At 44.1% G+C, this 16,089-nt stretch carries 18 protein-coding genes; 7 read left to right on the top strand and 11 right to left on the bottom strand.

Going from position 1 to position 16,089, the window contains the following annotated elements; genetic code table 11:
• Nucleotides 1–466 precede the first annotated feature (466 nt).
• Entirely contained in the window at nucleotides 467–913 is a 447-nt protein-coding gene (locus NST74_RS06520; protein WP_339289679.1) for a GNAT family N-acetyltransferase, read from the top strand.
• A gap of 22 nt (nucleotides 914–935) precedes the next feature.
• Here NST74_RS06520 and NST74_RS06515 read toward each other — a convergent pair whose 3' ends face one another.
• The 5 genes from NST74_RS06515 to NST74_RS06495 form a co-directional block, all read right to left on the bottom strand.
• Entirely contained in the window at nucleotides 936–1,277 is a 342-nt protein-coding gene (locus tag NST74_RS06515; RefSeq protein ID WP_339289678.1) for a hypothetical protein, read from the bottom strand.
• A gap of 202 nt (nucleotides 1,278–1,479) precedes the next feature.
• Nucleotides 1,480–2,436, bottom strand: a complete 957-nt coding sequence (locus NST74_RS06510) for an ABC transporter permease (protein WP_341111027.1) — start codon at nucleotides 2,434–2,436, stop codon at nucleotides 1,480–1,482.
• Nucleotides 2,437–3,510 carry an ABC transporter permease gene (locus tag NST74_RS06505; protein WP_042125082.1) on the bottom strand — a complete coding sequence of 358 codons (1,074 nt, stop codon included), beginning with the start codon at nucleotides 3,508–3,510 and terminating at the stop codon, nucleotides 2,437–2,439.
• On the bottom strand, nucleotides 3,503–5,041 hold the full coding sequence (locus NST74_RS06500; protein WP_042125080.1) for an ABC transporter ATP-binding protein: 1,539 nt from the start codon (nucleotides 5,039–5,041) through the stop codon (nucleotides 3,503–3,505). Before NST74_RS06500 ends, NST74_RS06505 begins: the two co-directional genes overlap by 8 nt.
• A 180-nt stretch (nucleotides 5,042–5,221) precedes the next feature.
• Nucleotides 5,222–6,274 carry a BMP family lipoprotein gene (locus tag NST74_RS06495; protein ID WP_042125078.1) on the bottom strand — a complete coding sequence of 351 codons (1,053 nt, stop codon included), beginning with the start codon at nucleotides 6,272–6,274 and terminating at the stop codon, nucleotides 5,222–5,224.
• 307 nt (nucleotides 6,275–6,581) lie between these two features.
• On the opposite strand from NST74_RS06495, the gene NST74_RS06490 reads away from it, so the two are divergent.
• Nucleotides 6,582–7,124: an acyl-CoA thioesterase gene (locus NST74_RS06490; RefSeq protein ID WP_341111025.1), complete on the top strand. Its 543-nt coding sequence runs from the start codon at nucleotides 6,582–6,584 to the stop codon at nucleotides 7,122–7,124.
• Between the two features lie 127 nt (nucleotides 7,125–7,251).
• On the opposite strand, the gene rplT is transcribed toward NST74_RS06490, so the two are convergent.
• The 4 genes from rplT to NST74_RS06470 form a co-directional block, all read right to left on the bottom strand.
• Entirely contained in the window at nucleotides 7,252–7,611 is a 360-nt protein-coding gene (rplT, locus tag NST74_RS06485) for a 50S ribosomal protein L20 (RefSeq protein ID WP_042125073.1), read from the bottom strand.
• A 31-nt stretch (nucleotides 7,612–7,642) separates the two neighbouring features.
• Nucleotides 7,643–7,843, bottom strand: coding sequence for a 50S ribosomal protein L35 (gene rpmI, locus NST74_RS06480; protein WP_036679507.1), 201 nt, complete (start codon nucleotides 7,841–7,843; stop codon nucleotides 7,643–7,645).
• A 60-nt stretch (nucleotides 7,844–7,903) separates the two neighbouring features.
• Nucleotides 7,904–8,401, bottom strand: coding sequence for a translation initiation factor IF-3 (gene infC / locus NST74_RS06475; RefSeq protein ID WP_042125071.1), 498 nt, complete (start codon nucleotides 8,399–8,401; stop codon nucleotides 7,904–7,906).
• A 280-nt stretch (nucleotides 8,402–8,681) separates the two neighbouring features.
• On the bottom strand, nucleotides 8,682–9,920 hold the full coding sequence (locus NST74_RS06470; protein ID WP_042125070.1) for a glycosyltransferase family 2 protein: 1,239 nt from the start codon (nucleotides 9,918–9,920) through the stop codon (nucleotides 8,682–8,684).
• Between the two features lie 401 nt (nucleotides 9,921–10,321).
• Between NST74_RS06470 and NST74_RS06465 the strand changes: the two genes are divergently transcribed.
• Together NST74_RS06465 and NST74_RS06460 are read left to right on the top strand one after the other, a co-directional pair.
• Nucleotides 10,322–10,849: a phosphatase PAP2 family protein gene (locus NST74_RS06465; protein WP_042125066.1), complete on the top strand. Its 528-nt coding sequence runs from the start codon at nucleotides 10,322–10,324 to the stop codon at nucleotides 10,847–10,849.
• A gap of 48 nt (nucleotides 10,850–10,897) precedes the next feature.
• The gene (locus NST74_RS06460) at nucleotides 10,898–12,013 is read left to right on the top strand and encodes an MGDG synthase family glycosyltransferase (RefSeq protein WP_341111024.1); all 1,116 of its coding nucleotides are present in this window, start codon (nucleotides 10,898–10,900) and stop codon (nucleotides 12,011–12,013) included.
• Between the two features lie 53 nt (nucleotides 12,014–12,066).
• Here NST74_RS06460 and trmB read toward each other — a convergent pair whose 3' ends face one another.
• Nucleotides 12,067–12,783 carry a tRNA (guanosine(46)-N7)-methyltransferase TrmB gene (gene trmB, locus NST74_RS06455; protein ID WP_036679523.1) on the bottom strand — a complete coding sequence of 239 codons (717 nt, stop codon included), beginning with the start codon at nucleotides 12,781–12,783 and terminating at the stop codon, nucleotides 12,067–12,069.
• 196 nt (nucleotides 12,784–12,979) lie between these two features.
• Nucleotides 12,980–13,165 (bottom strand): hypothetical protein, encoded by a 186-nt coding sequence (locus NST74_RS06450; protein ID WP_042125061.1) that lies wholly within the window; start codon nucleotides 13,163–13,165, stop codon nucleotides 12,980–12,982.
• 325 nt (nucleotides 13,166–13,490) lie between these two features.
• Here NST74_RS06450 and NST74_RS06445 point away from each other — a divergent pair, with 325 nt between their 5' ends.
• Genes NST74_RS06445 through NST74_RS06435 form a run of 3 tightly spaced genes read left to right on the top strand, consistent with a single transcriptional unit; the run spans nucleotide 13,491 to nucleotide 16,063 of the window.
• Nucleotides 13,491–14,447 (top strand): TIGR01212 family radical SAM protein, encoded by a 957-nt coding sequence (locus NST74_RS06445; protein ID WP_042125059.1) that lies wholly within the window; start codon nucleotides 13,491–13,493, stop codon nucleotides 14,445–14,447.
• Nucleotides 14,447–15,049, top strand: coding sequence for a class I SAM-dependent methyltransferase (locus tag NST74_RS06440; protein ID WP_341111022.1), 603 nt, complete (start codon nucleotides 14,447–14,449; stop codon nucleotides 15,047–15,049). The genes NST74_RS06445 and NST74_RS06440 overlap by 1 nt, the downstream gene beginning before the upstream one ends.
• 45 nt (nucleotides 15,050–15,094) lie before the next feature.
• Complete coding sequence (locus NST74_RS06435) at nucleotides 15,095–16,063, top strand: type I phosphomannose isomerase catalytic subunit (RefSeq protein WP_042125055.1); 969 nt, start codon at nucleotides 15,095–15,097, stop codon at nucleotides 16,061–16,063.
• Nucleotides 16,064–16,089: the final 26 nt, after the last annotated feature.

Genomic DNA, 16,089 nt, shown 5'->3' with positions numbered 1-16,089 from the left:
GGGACGAAAGGTTGATCTTCCGTGGTACCACCCATGTTTGCATTACATCTCGCGATGCAACGCCTTATCAGGTATACAAAAATCCATCGATGTAGGCAAGGGCCCTAATCTCTGTAACCTGAAGTCCGTAACGCGGACTAAACGATTCCCCCTAATAATTCCACCACTCTAGCCAGTGGACCTTTCAGGGAAACAGCTCCGAGGTGAGCTCGTATATAAGGGATTTCGGTGGAGGTTGCAGCAAATCCTCACACTCTCTGAGCAAAAGAGCCCTTAAAACTTCGTCCTCATCATCGCCGATACATGTATGTTCGTTAAAATGTTTAGACACATTATATGATTCCTAACACGGATAGTCAATACCCATATTTTTAAAATCGTCACAACTCCTACTTCTACGCTCCCGGAACGCCTGACCTTCTCCCAACATATGATGTACGACAATGCGTGGAAAGGGGACACTCTAATGATTCGCTATCGTCGACCCAAGCAGGATGACGTTATTATTTTTGATTTAATCGAGCGACAGCTTGTACCATTATCTCATCTGCCGCAAACTGAAATCACTAAAATCAAAAAGGATTTACCCCGTCGCCTGGGACACGGAATCACCCTTGTCACCTGTCCCGACTATGAAAGCGATCCAAACGGGTTTGTCCATTTCTTGCTGCATGGTGATTTACTCTACATCGATATGCTGGCTATTGCACCCGAAGCCCGGCGAAAACACTTGGGGAATATGCTTATGGATCGAGCAGAAAGGTTTGCACTATCTCGCGGATGTCATCGTTCTAAGGTTTCCGTCGATTTAGGGAATGAGGCAGCGCTATCCTTTTATCAAAAATTGGGCTACAGCGTAGCCCGTTATCAGTCCCTAAGTTTTTGTTACGAGCTTGAGAAACGCTTCATGTAGCTAAAGCAGCTCTGATCGGAACTTAAAAGAATCCAAAAGGTTGATATGGTGTGCCTCCGTAGCCATAACCTCCATAAGGAGTTCCATATCCGTAACCGCCACCATAAGGTGTAGCTCCGCCATAGCCACCACCATAACCACCGCCATAAGCATAAGGTGCAGTTCCAACGGCGAGCAAATCAAACAGCACTAATGGAATGATTGCTTTCGTTTGTACTTTTTTACCACTTACACGTTGCAATATAAGACGATTTCCTGATACTCGTAGCAGCTTACCTGTAACCTGAGTACCATCCTTTTTCACAGCGATGATCTGCTTACCTACGAGCCTCATAACCTGCTTTTTCGTAACTGGCTTAGTCATAATATCCCCTCCAAAAAATGTTTTGCAAGCCTCTGATTCCCATCATCTTCAAAACAGTTTATTCGCTTAGAAGGACCTTCGCCTGTACACTTGCCCGTACTTCTCAATGTTTATCCATATCGATGCTAACAAAAAAACCGCATTTCCGGAAAAAGTCCGGAGATGCGGTTCGGTAATGTTATAAGCTAAAAATTGAAAAGATCTAGCGCTTACTAGGATCGTATGGCTGACCTAACGCCTTAGGAGCAGCGGAACGACCTACAGCACCCACCAATACAATGATCGTTAATACGTAAGGAATCATAAAGATAAACTCTTGTGGAATGTCCTTTGACCATTCAAACAATTGTACGTAGTTACGGATCGCTTGAGAGAATCCAAAGAATACAGCAGCGCCAAAGGCACCAAGCGGATTCCACTTACCAAAGATCATCGCTGCAATAGCGATAAAACCTTGACCTGAAATCGTATTATGTCCAAAGGTTCCGGTTGTAGTTAGAGTGATTGTAGCACCACCGATACCAGCCAGCAATCCACTCAGCATTACGCCGATATATCTCATCCGCTTCACCTTGACCCCTAAGGTGTCTGCAGCACTAGGATGTTCACCTACTGCGCGTAAACGCAGTCCAAATGGCGTTTTAAACAAAACGAAATAAATAACAATAACCAGCACAATGGCCAGATAAGTGGTCGGATAGGAATTAAATACCCCTTCACCAATCACCGGGATTTTAGAGAGTCCAGGAATTGCAACCTTGTTAAACCCATCGATTAGTGGAGTTTCAGCAGATCCATCAAACAGCAGCTTTACCATGTAGAGCGTACTGCCTGCGGCTAAAAAGTTAATAACCGTACCACTGATCGTCTGATCCGATTTAAAGGTAATAGCTGCAACTGCATGAATTAGTGAACCAAGTACCCCGACGGCCATAGCACATAGTACGCCAATCCAGGGAGCCCATTCACCCATCCCAGCATCTTGAGCATAATAACCGCCCACTGCTGCGGCAAAAGCACCAAACATCATCAAACCTTCAAGTCCAATATTTACGACACCGGAGCGTTCAGAGAAGATGCCGCCAAGTGAGGCAAAAATAAGCGCTGTGGAAAAAACAAGCGTTGTATTAAGCAGTTGACCTAACGTCTGCAAATCCATCTATAACACCTTCTCTTTCTTGCGCTTGAAGTAAAAGGGCTTAAGCACCCAGCGCACAATCCCTTGTGCCGCAATAAAGAATATGATTGAACCTATAACGATACGAATAAGCTCTGGAGGAACATCTGCAGCAAAACTCATTCCTGCAGAACCGTAAGTCAACGTACCATAGAGAATCGCAGCAAGAACAACACCAAGTGGATGTGTTAAACCAAGTAGAGCCACTGCGATACCATCAAATCCATATCCTGGTGATGCCGCGAACACAGATTGATAATGGAATACACCCAGTACCTCCCCTGCTCCGGCCAACCCTGCAAATACTCCACTTATGAACATTGCTTTTACAACGTTACGGCCAACATTCATACCTGCGTACTCGGCAGCATGAGGATTATAACCAACAGCACGCATTTCATATCCTTGCTTAGTCTTCCATAAGTAGACATAGAAGAATACTGCTGCGGCAAGGGCAATAGCTGTTCCCCAGTGCAGACGTGCATTGTCAAATAACGAATTCAAGAACGTCATAGAAAGTGAAGCTGGAATATCCTCGGAACGATTCTGTCCCGGGAGTAACAGAAATGCTCTTACAATATAATTCGACAAGTACAGAGCAACCCAGTTTAACATGATCGTGGTAATAACTTCATTAATCCCACGTTTGGCCTTCAAGTAGCCAGCGATACCAGCCCACAGACCTCCACATAACCCCGCTATAATAACAGCAAGCGGAACCAATATGAATCCTGGCAAGGCTGCAAATTTAATACCCACCACGGTCGCAGCTGTCATACCAATCATCACTTGTCCGTCTGCCCCGATATTAAACATCCCTGAACGGAATGCAAAGGCTACGGCTAAACCAGTGAGCATTAATGGCGTCATTTCACGCACGGCTTCACCAAAGTTGTACAAGTTACCAAATACACGTGAGAACAGTGCGGAGTAAGCAGTTATCGGATCATAACCACCCATAAGCATAACTATTGCTCCCACAAGAAAACCAAGTACGATGGCGACAAGAGGAACGATATAGCTGTCAGTTGTGAAGATTTTTTTGAACTTATTCAACTGCCTTACCTCCCCGCTTCAAGCTGCCTGCCATCATAAGACCCAGTTCCTGGTCATTCGTATCCTGCGGGAACACTTCACCGACAATTTTGCCTTCATAGATAACAGCAATTCTGTCTGATACATTCATAATCTCGTCCAATTCAAACGAAATAAGCAATACAGCTTTCCCTTGATCACGCTGTGCGATAAGCTGCTTTTGAACAAACTCGATAGCCCCAACATCTAGACCGCGTGTTGGCTGTGCTGCAATAAGTAATGTCGGATCTTTATCTATTTCCCGAGCAATAATCGCTTTCTGTTGATTTCCGCCGGATAGAGAACGTGCTTTGGTCTGAATTGAAGGTGTACGCACATCAAATTGCTCCACAAGTCCTTCAGCATATTTATCAATGACATCATTTTGCATAAAGCCATTTTTGTTATATGGACTCTTATAGTAAGTTTCCAGAACCATGTTCTCACTTACTGAGAAATCGAGCACCAAACCATGCTTATGACGGTCCTCTGGAATATGAGACACATTCATCTCCGTAATCTTACGCGGGGATAAATTAGCTATTTCGTTCCCGGACACCTGAATAGAACCAGAATCAATTTTACGCAGACCTGTAATGGCCTGAATTAGTTCACTCTGTCCATTGCCATCTACACCAGCTATTCCAAGAATCTCTCCGGCTTTCACATCAAAGCTAAGGCCGTCCAGCACTGAGACACCATCTTTACTCTTGCTGTTCACATCCTTCAGCTCGAGTACAGTTTTGCCAACCTCAGGAGCCTTCTTATCTACCTTGAAGGTTACGCCACGTCCAACCATCTTCTCAGCTAGTTCATTCGGATTAGTCTCTGCGGTATTTACGGTATCGATTACTTTTCCACGTCTAATAATGGTGACCCGATCAGATATTTGCATAATTTCTTTAAGTTTATGCGTAATCAGGATAATAGATTTTCCCTCTGCAACAAGCCGCTTCATAATCGCCATCAATTCCGTAATTTCTTGAGGCGTAAGTACTGCAGTCGGCTCATCAAATATGAGAATATCCGCTCCGCGGTACAGGGTCTTCATAATTTCTACCCTTTGCTGCATACCTACAGAAATGTCATGAATAACGGCATTTGGATTCACTTGCAGGCCATATTGCTCCGATAGCTTCCGAACCTGTTCCGCAGCGGATTTATAGTCAATTTTAAGACCTTTCTTCGGCTCCATCCCAAGAACGATATTCTCAGTCACCGTAAAAGGTTCCACAAGCTTGAAATGCTGATGCACCATACCAATACCAAGCTCAATCGCTTTATTGGGGTTGTCAATAATAACCGGTTTCCCGTCGATTTCAATACTACCTTCATCCGGTTGGTACAATCCAAATACGATATTCATTAGAGTAGATTTGCCTGCACCATTCTCACCTAGCAATGCAAGGATTTCACCCTTCTTTAATGTCAAGCTAATGGAATCGTTAGCAACAATACCGGGAAATCGTTTTGTGATTTGCTTCAACTCTACGACTGGAGCCGCAGCACTCATGGAATCACCCTCATCACAGAAATATATAACTACCATGTAGACACGGATGTACCGCCCTTTTCAAGGCGGTATAACTGTGTCTAACTTATTATAACCAGTGCTTTAACAAGGAATAAGGCCAGCGCATAACCGGCCTTATTCCTTGTTGCTTATTGATATCCGATAAATTAAAGGGAGATATTACTCTGCAGGAACTGTAATGGTTCCATCAATGATTTGTTTTTTGAAATCTTCAACTTTAGCCAAGATCTCTTCAGAAACGTTAACTTTAGATGTATCAGAGATACCTACACCATTGTCTTTCAAACCAAGAACAGTTGTAGTACCGCCTTTGAAAGTACCGTCGATTACTTCTTTGGAAACCTTCTTCACAGCTTCGTCAACGCGTTTGATCATGGAAGTCAAAGTTACGTCTGTACCAAATTCAATGGATTGGTCTTTGTCTACACCGATAACCCATACTTTAGCACCGCCGGCTTTGTTACGGGATTTAGCTTCGTTAAATACGCCATTTCCTGTTGCACCAGCAGCAGGGAAGATGATGTCATTACCATCGTTGTACAATGTAGCTGCAAGGGATTTACCAGTATCCGGTTTGTCATATGCACCTGCATAAGTAATTGTAACTTTAGCTTCAGGGTTAACTGCCGCTACACCAGCTTTAAATCCTACTTCAAAACGTTTAATTACTGGGCTTTCCATACCACCAATGAAAGCTACTTTGTTAGTTTTTGTAGTCAAACCAGCAACCACACCAACCAAGAAAGAACCTTCGTTCTCAGAGAAAGTAACGGATGCAACGTTAGGAGCATCTACAACGCTATCGATAATTGCCAAGTTAGCATTTGGGTTCTCACCAGCAACCTTTTTAATTGCGTCGCCAAGATCAAAACCGATACCCCAAGTCAAGTTGTAGCCATCTTTAACGAATTGGTTAAGGTTTGGCTCATAGTCAGCATTGGATTTACTTTGCAAATATTTAACGGAAGTGCCAGTTTCTTTTTCAAGAGCTTGTAATGCTTCCCATGCGGATTGGTTAAACGACTTATCGTTAACACCACCGATGTCAGTAACCATACCAAATTTGAAATCTTTTCCGGCATTTGTTCCGCCATTTGTTCCTGCATTAGTCTCGCCATTTGCAGCATTCTTAGCGTTGTTGTTTCCGCAACCCGCCAATACTACTGTGAATGCCAGCAACATTACAAGAGATAGTTTGAAAACTTTTTTCATTGAATGTGATCCCCCTTAAAATATTGGATGTCTTCTGTGTTCTGCTTGGACATTCCATAGATCAAATTATAACTGCAATAAAATCTAAAATCCAGTCCATAAATGACCTCAGGTCAATAATAATTTGTACTTTTTCGCAAGTAACCGCTTTCCATGACACGACATGTAATCATCATGTTTGGATGATGTTAGAAAACCTTAATTTCTTCTGTATAGTATTCCAACACATTACAAATATTATTGCACACTTATGTGTTTTCTATTATCATGATTGCTTAGTATTTGCACTGAAAGGAAGTTATCAGATATGACCGATGAAAAAAATCCACAAACGATACCGGCTTTTAAGTATTGCCGTGAATCACGCGTTTTCAAAACCGGACGTGTTTTCCCTAATGATGTCAACAATCACAAAACATTGTTTGGCGGCAAGCTTATGAGTGGCATTGATGAAGTAGCCTCCATTTCAGCTATGCGCCATTGCCGCGCTAACGTCGTCACAGCCTCTACAGACTCCGTTGACTTTTTGAGACCCATCCGACCTACAGACTCTGTATGCTTCGAATCCTTCGTTTCTTGGACAGGACGCACAAGCATAGAGGTATTTGTAAAGATCATTTCAGAAAATCTATATACGGGTGAGCGTGCCGTAGCCGCCACTTCATTTCTTACCTTTGTTGCAGTCAGCGAGGATGGCACTCCCACTCCGGTTCCTGCTATTATCCCGGAAACCGATGAAGAGAAACTGATCAACGAATCCGCAAATGAACGTTCTGAGCTGCGTAAAGTGAGAAGAACCATCAGCAAAAAACTCGCTGCCGAACTCAATACTGTAAAGTACTGGGAATAACTCTGCATCAAGCAGAGTTTTTTCTCATACCTTAAACAAGCTTTCATTCTATACACTTTATACCGCACAAAAAAGCACCGCTGCATGGGCAACACGCAGACGGTGCTTTTCGATTATATCACAACACTTACGCGTTGATTTTCTCTTTGGCAATACCAGCCAATGAGTTGAATGCGTTAAGATCATTTACAGCCAGATCAGCCAACATCTTACGGTTAACTTCTACACCAGCCAATTTCAGGCCGTATACAAGCTTGCTGTAAGAAAGACCATTCAAACGAGCTGCTGCATTAATACGAACGATCCACAGTCTGCGGAAGTTACGTTTAGTTTGACGACGGTCGCGGTAAGCGTAAACCATCGATTTCATTACTTGTTCTTTAGCTGTTTTAAAAATGCGGTGTTTAGAACCGAAATAACCTTTTGCCAATTTCAACACTTTTTTATGTCTACGACGAACTACAAATCCGCCCTTAACTCTTGCCATATTAATAAACCTCCCAAAAATGTGTGATAAACTATTTCAAGTTAGCCAATCCTTGTTTCAAACGTCTTACATCCCCAGGGGCCATTACTGGATTACCGTTCAGAACGCGCTTAGCGCGTTTAGATTTGTGGGACAGCAAGTGGTTTTTGTGAGCTTTGTAACGTGTTACTTTACCAGTTCCGGTAATTTTGAAGCGACCTTTCAGGCTGCTATGTGTTTTCATCTTAGGCATGGTGTTTCCTCCTTGAATATTATGCGGCGCCAAATTGCAGGTAAGCAAGTGACTCCAGATTTATTGGGCTTTAGGAGCCAAAATCATAATCATGCTGCGACCTTCCAGCTTAGGCTGGCGCTCAACAACAGATATATCAGCCACTTCGTTCTTAACTCTCTCGAGGATTTTCTGGCCGATATTCGCATGTGTAATCTCACGTCCGCGGAAACGTACGGAGCACTTCACTTTATCGCCTTCACCCAAGAACTTGATCACATTGCGGAACTTGGTTTGATAATCATGTTCCTCAATGTTAGCACGGAACCAGACTTCCTTGATATCAACGATCTTCTGGTTCTTACGCGCTTCCTTCTCTTTCTTCTGCGTTTCATAACGGAACTTGCCGTAATCCATGATGCGGCATACCGGCGGCTTAGCCTGCGGTGCTACATTGACTAAATCTAGATTAAGATCGATCGCCATTTGCAACGCTTCGCGGATCGGTTTAATTCCGATTTGTTCACCTTCCGCACCAACCAACCGAACTTCTTTGGCCCGAATTTCATCATTGATCATATGTTCCTTACTGATAACTCTCCACCTCCGGATCTTTTTAGCAACTATACTATCCTACTCCATAAAAAAGGGGTGCCGGTAACACCCGACACCCCGTGTTTGATCAACGTTCATGAACATTAACATTCATAAAGCATTGAGATCAAAACCAGCCGGCGAAAATGCCAGTCAGGTGAGAAGCAGGTGCTTCTTCTTGCAATCCCTATGATTTGCGTACTTGAATACTATACACCACCCCTAACGGAGTGTCAAATCTTTTTATACAACATCTTTAAATATGTTAAACCTGTTTGCTTTGCACTTCTTCAAGTCTTACGACACGCGTATGCTTGGTATGGCTCCATTGCTTGTTGTTCTGCGTGAAGAACGCATAGAACGTAATAGGATACCAAGAGATCAGGTAAATTGGGAAGAACAGCAGATAAGCGTACACCTTCTTAAATTTAACCTTCTCCAAAGCCATCGCAACCCCAAAGGTCACCAGATTCAAGCCGATAGCAAGGAAACCGAGCCAGACTGGCAAGCTGCCGTAAATATTAGCGATGTTTGGTCCGTTAAAGAGGGCCATATCCACCCACATTACCGCCGTCATTAAAAAGGTAAGCAAAACAATATATACATTCGCTCCGTAAAGCGCGAGGTCAAACTTGGTTAAGCTGCGTTCTTTAATACTTTGCCAAAGTAATGGGAAAAAATAACGACGTGCTACAGTAAAGTGTCCCTGCATCCAGCGCAGACGCTGTCTTGATGAAGCCTTGAAAGTTAGAGGCTTCTCATCAAAAACCTTTGCGTCATAATTGAACTTAGGATATACACCATGAGATGCACTGCGCATCGTGAACTCTAGATCTTCAACCAAGCTTGTAGCTCCCCAGCCCATCTCTTTAAGAAGAGTGGTCTCGAAACACATTCCTGTTCCCCCAAGGAAGTTCGCCATATTCAAATTATGGCGTGAAAGTTGCCACAAACGGTTAATATACCAATACGACACACCATACGCTGCAGTAATCCAGGAATCTTCTGGATTCTTAGTATCAATATAACCTTGAATAACGCGTGCTCCTGAACAAAGATCATTATTCATTTCCATTAGGAACTCTGTATGTGCCAGATTATCAGCATCAAACATTACGACTGCATCATACTGACGCTGCATGCCCCAAAGCTCCTTGAGCATCCATTCAATCGCATAACCTTTACCACGCAGATTCGGGTTAGTGCGGACACAAGCGTTCATTCCGTGCTCTCTAACGATGCGAGCTGTACCATCAGTACAATTGTCACAAATTACAAATACGTCAAACAGTTCTGAAGGATAGTTAAGCTGCTTCAGGTTCTCCATTAACGCGCCGACGACTTCTTCCTCGTTATGTGCAGCAACTAGTACTGCAAATGTTTTTTCTGGCTTATACTTTGTTTTTGTCTTTTTCCTGTGTAGACCAAATAACGAAAAGGTAAACTGATAAACTGCGATTGCTGCCAAGATCACTTGGAGCGTAACAAACAGTGCGTCTGTCATGACCTTTTGATGCCCCCTTTTTTCACTCTCGGTGTTCTTTTTTTCTCTCTAGCTTGCTTAACGTTCCTTCTGACCCTTTTGTTGCATCCCTTTACAATAGACCAAGAGTATTCTTATTCTCGGCAGACTTCACAATTTTTATATATGTTGTTTAAAAGAATTGTATGGAATCCATGATTTAGGATCCTTATTTATCTCTTACCCTTTTAAACATGTTTAGTCCGCTTGAATCATTGTACGGCGTTAGCGGCTCTAAGTCAAAACTAGCAAATTTCTAGCAAAACTGAGCTTTTCCTTGAAATGGACTACCTTTAAAAAGTATGATTAAGACAGATCTATGCTAAAGAACGGACTGCTCATAAGCACCTGTTATCGGTAGCCAACTGGCGGAGGGACAAGATATGAGACATTTATTCATGAAGCTACATCTCTGGGAGCAGCGCCTTTTTAAGTGGATCAACGGACGAATGCATAATCGCTTTCTGAACTTTTGGCTCTTCTATCTCACTCATTTGGGTGGAGCTACAAGCACAATTGTTATCAACATACTGATCTGGGCATTTGCTCCTCAGGCATGGAGAACTGCCAGCCTGCAAGCAATGACAGCTCTAGCTGTTAGCCATTTGCCCGTTGCTGTCGCCAAAAAACTGTATCCACGCATGCGGCCTTATCTGGCGTTACCGGATACGAACACATTTCGTAATCCATTAAAGGATCATTCTTTTCCGTCTGGTCATACTACAGCTATCTTTGCTTCAACGGTCCCATATATGGTAGCATTTCCTGCCTTGACCGTTATTCTGCTGCCCCTGGCCTGTATTGTCGGGTTTTCACGCATTTATCTGGGATTACATTATCCATCGGATGTATTTGCAGGCTTAGTGATCGGAACCAGTGTCGCAGCAGGTACCATAGCCTTATGGATCTGAAGTATATAGGTTAAACCGGGAAAACCTTTGAGAATAGGTGAATCAAAATTGCAAAAAAAAAGAATCTTAATACTCTCAGAAGGCTTTGGCGCGGGACATACTCAAGCTGCTTATGCACTGTCGAGCAGTCTGCGCCAACTGTCACCTAATTTACAAACAAAGGTGCTGGAACTAGGGAATTTTCTAAATCCCAAAATGGCACCTATTATTCTGTCCGCTTATCGCAAGACGGTAACGACTCAACCAAAGCTGATGGGCTACGTCTACCGCCATCAGAAATCATTTAATCGTCTTACCACACTTGCCCTGCATCGTATATTTTATACGCATACCAAAAATGTTGTTATGCAGCTGAAGCCTGACGTTATTGTCTGTACACACTTTATTCCGGGTGCTGTAGTATCTCGTCTAAAGAGAGTGGATCCTACCCTACAGGTACCGCTCGTAACTGTTATAACGGATTATGACGCACATGCCAGCTGGATCAGTCCAGAGGTAGACCGTTATCTGGTTTCAACACCTGAGGTTAAGTCCAAATTGCGCATGCGGAACATTCCTGCTGCAAAAATTCGGGTCACCGGGATACCCGTACACCCTAACTTTTGGGAGCATCCTGGAAAGCAGGAGATACGAGAGCAATTCAATCTAAAGGATATCCCCACAGTACTAGTCATGGGCGGCGGCTGGGGGATCATGAACGATCAGGTAGTAAATGCCTGTCTTGCAGACTGGCGGGACAAGATTCAGATTGTCTTTTGTCTCGGAAATAACGATAAGCTGCTGCGTGAAATGAAAGAAGATCCTCGTTATTATCATCCAAATATTTCTCTAATCGGCTTTACGCGTGAGATCGATAAACTTATGGAGGTATCCGATCTGCTAGTCACAAAGCCGGGTGGAATGACCTGCAGTGAAGGACTCGCTAAAGGAATTCCGATGCTTTTCTATCACCCTCTGCCCGGGCAGGAGGAGGAGAATTGCCGCTATTTTACTGCATCAGGCTTCGGAGAGCCGATAGAATCTTTAGACGTAGTCGTAATGTGGATGGAACGCCTCTTAAACAACTATGGAGACGTGCAGAATAAGCGGAAGCTCCATCTAGAGGAAATCGCTCGATACCACCCCTTACAAAGCGCTCAAAGCATTATCGAATTACTGGAATAGCAAATAAAGCGGCAAGCCTCCATATCTCTGGAGACTTGCCGCTTTATTGTTAACTACAGCCGATATTTATCTAATCGGGTAGCCTGATACTGTTTGAGTGCTTCTGCGCCTACAATCGCCTCACAACGATGGATATTCACGCCACGTCCGACAAATTTCGTCTCGTATTCCGTCATAATATGATCCTCATTTATGATGCCGTCTGCATGTAGGTCCAAAGAAATATTTTTCATCTGTAAACCAAAGTCTGCAAATGCATTCAATGAGAATTCAAATAGGCTTCGGGAATCTGTTTTCAGATGAATTTCACCTAGGTCGCTTAGCAGGCCGCGATATTTGTCAAGAAAACGCGGATGTGTCAAACGACGTCGAGCATGCTTACTCTTAGGCCACGGATCACTGAAGTTAAGATAAATTCTTTCCAGCTCTCCAGGAGCAAATACTTCCTCTGCGTAATCAATATTGGCGAGCGCCAATTTCAGATTAGGTGGCGTCTCATGACCTGCTGGCTCCCAAACTGCTCTAGCCTTATCTCCAGCACGGCGGATCAGTTCATCATACATATCAACGCCGATAAAATTAATATCGGGATATTTGAAGCTCATTTGGCTGATAAACTGTCCCTTGCCCATTCCGAACTCCACATGGATTGGATGATCATTTCCGAACAGCTTGGACCACTCACCTTTATAACTCCGAGGGTCAAGAATGACTAGATCGGTCTGTTCTTCCAAACTTTCACGTATTCCTTTTCTTCCGCGTAAACGCATAGGTATTCCTCCGATTATCTCTTATACGATAACTGTCACTTGCAATATTGTGCCGAAATTGTCCCGAAAAGTAAAGGGATTGGGGTAAAAAAGAAAAAGGAATTCTCTGGTTCAGCTCATAAATAAGCTATCCAGAGGAATTCCTTCGTTGTGTATATTTGGATTTAAGGCTCATTCTTGTCCGGTAGATTAGGATCTACTTTGTATTTGAGCTTGTGGCAAATGTCTTTTTTTCGAATGCACTACGAATTTTACGCTGTGCATCTGTCTTGATCTTAGGGTTTCCGTTAAATTCCACGCCTGTTAGTGCAAGGGCTTCGTCTGGCGTTAAGTGGACTTCAATCGAATCTTTACCCTCAGCATATACCGTTTGAGAATTCATTGCTATCACCTCACGGTTATTATTATGGATCGGACGACACGAAATTATGAACTCCTGGTTGAATTTCTTTATGCCACAGCAGCTTTTCACACTCTGAATATAACATACTATGTAAGCATTTTCAAGTTGAAAGCGCCTTACTTGCAGCCTATTTTTCATGCCAGTCCCGGGAGTGAATGTTACGCCGAGCTCTGTTTTTTGATACAATGTATTGGGTTATAAAGAAACGGCTGTGTGTTCTCTTTTATAAAGATGCCATCCGTCTCAGAAAAATATAAGGATCAGGATTCTTATCCATGATTATATTTTCAGAAAGGAGCTCTTTGTGTCTAATCTTCAATACACAACTCCTCCGCTCCTGTGGGGGGATAAACGTTTCCATACTTGGAATTATGAAATGCGTGAGCAAATGAATACCAAGGTGTTCAAAGTTATGCTCGATGCAGGCTTTACCTGTCCCAACCGTGATGGCTCCATCGCTAAAGGTGGTTGTACTTTTTGCAGTGCCAGAGGTTCTGGTGATTTTGCGGGAAGTCGCCGAGATGATCTCGTCACCCAATTTAATAATATCCGTGACAAACAGCATCTAAAATGGCCAAATGCTAAATACATCGGATACTTTCAGGCCTATACCAATACGTACGCTCCGGTCGAAGAGCTTAGAGAATATTTCGAAGTGATTTTGCAGCAGCCAGGTGTCGTAGGACTATCTATTGCTACACGGCCTGACTGTTTGCCAGATGATGTTGTCGAATATTTAGCGGAGCTAAACGAACGCACGTATCTGTGGGTAGAGATGGGTCTTCAGACTATACACGACTCTACTTCTGAGCTAATTAATCGGGCTCACGATAGCCAGTGTTATGTAGATGCTGTTGAGAAGCTGCGGCGTCACGGCATTCGTGTCTGCACCCATATCATTCACGGTCTTCCACAAGAGACGCATGAAATGATGCTTGAAACGGTATCTGCTGTGGCTCGCATGGATGTGCAAGGAATTAAGATTCACCTTCTGCATCTCATGCGTAAAACACCAATGGTGAAGCAATACGAAGCCGGATTGCTTCGATTCATGGAACAGGACGAGTATGTGAAGCTAATTGCCGATTCACTCGAAATTCTGCCTCCTGAGATGATTGTGCACCGTCTAACTGGCGACGCGCCTCGAGATCTCTTAGTCGGACCGATGTGGAGTCTCAAGAAATGGGAAGTGCTAAATGCCATTGACGCTGAACTTGTTGCTCGCGATACTTGGCAGGGTAAGTATTGGAGGAAGAGCTGATGGGCTTTATGTCCGTTCTAAGCTTTGCCCATAAATTAATCTCTGAGCGACTGACCTTAGGTGACCGAGCGATCGATGCTACTGTGGGGACAGGTGCAGATACGCTTTTTCTGGCCAAAACAACCGGAATTCGCGGGGAAGTCTATGGTTTCGACATCCAAGCTGCAGCATTGAGGTTGGCTGAAGATCGCCTGCGGCTTGCAAGAGAGGATGCGCCTTCGCTCGCTGACGTCACCTTGCTGGAACGCAGCCACGCCGAAATGGCCGAAGCCGTTCCAGCAATCTGGCATGGCACCGTTGGGGCTGTGATGTTTAATCTTGGCTACTTGCCTGCGGGCGATGCCGACAAGAATATCATTACTCAGCCTGACAGCTCTATTGCAGCCTTGGAGGCTTCACTCCAGTTACTGCGTCCAGGGGGAATCATTACGGCAGTTCTTTATCCCGGTCATGCAGGTGGAGATCTCGAAGCAGCCGCTGTTGAATCATGGGCAACGGCAGTCTCCCCACTTGTAGCGCAGAGCATTGTTTACCGCCAGCTGCAGCGCAAGGATTCACCTTATGTAATTGCGCTCGAGAAGAAAAAAGGAATCCGCTCTTAATCTGTAAGTAATTAACCATCTTATATTTGGAAGGAAGATGTAATAATGACACAACCATATCCTTTGAAATTTCAACCGGAGTTTAAAGAACGTGTCTGGGGTGGCCGTGCGCTGGAGAAATTCGGACTAGATCTGCCTGAGGGACATATTGGTGAAGGCTGGATGATCGCCGATCACGCGAATGGTACGTCTTCGGTAGTAAATGGAGCGTTAGCCGGCCAAGGCTTGGATCAAATTCGTGAGCAGTTCGGCCATGAATGGTTCGGAAGCAAAGGGATTTCAGAGGCGGGCGGTAGATTCCCTCTACTAATCAAATTGCTGGATTGCAACGACAATCTTTCCGTTCAAGTCCACCCTACAGATGATTATGAGGGATTACCTCAAGGTGAACTGGGCAAAACAGAGATGTGGTACGTGTTAGACGCTAAGCCAGGTGCCAAGATCATTTATGGTCTTAAAGATGGTGTTGACCGTGAAACATTGCGCGAGGCACTGGAGAAAGGAACCGTTATGGATAGCCTTCAAGAAGTATCTGTCTCCGCAGGAGACTCCTTCTATATTCCAGCCGGAACCGTTCATGCGCTATGCGCTGGTGTCGTTGTAGCAGAGATTCAGCAAAATTCCGACACTACATACCGCATTTATGACTATGACCGTCCAGGACTGGACGGAAAGCCACGCGAGCTGCATATTGAAGATTCACTTAATGTGACAGCCTATGAAGGCGCCGGGGCTACTTCAATGAAGACAGATAACGCAGTCCCTGGAGAGTGGTTGCAGCTTGCTGCTTCACCATATTTTATCGTAGAAAAGGGAATCGTAAATGGTTCATGGGACCTCACCACTACAGAAGACAGCTTCACTATTCTAGTGATCTGTGAAGGCAGTGGACATCTTACTTGGGATGGCGGCTCTCAGCCTTATGCTGCAGGAGAATGCTATCTGATTCCTTCCAACCTCGGCCGTTACGCTATCGAAGGTCATTCTACTGTGCTTCGTTCTTATTTACCATAAGTCGAGAACCTTTAGGAGGAATGGAC

The sequence above is a fragment of the Paenibacillus sp. FSL F4-0125 genome, from assembly GCF_038008565.1.
In the GTDB taxonomy this organism is placed as follows: Bacteria; Bacillota; Bacilli; order Paenibacillales; family Paenibacillaceae; genus Paenibacillus_AQ.
This window is presented reverse-complemented; position numbering and strand designations above follow the sequence as displayed.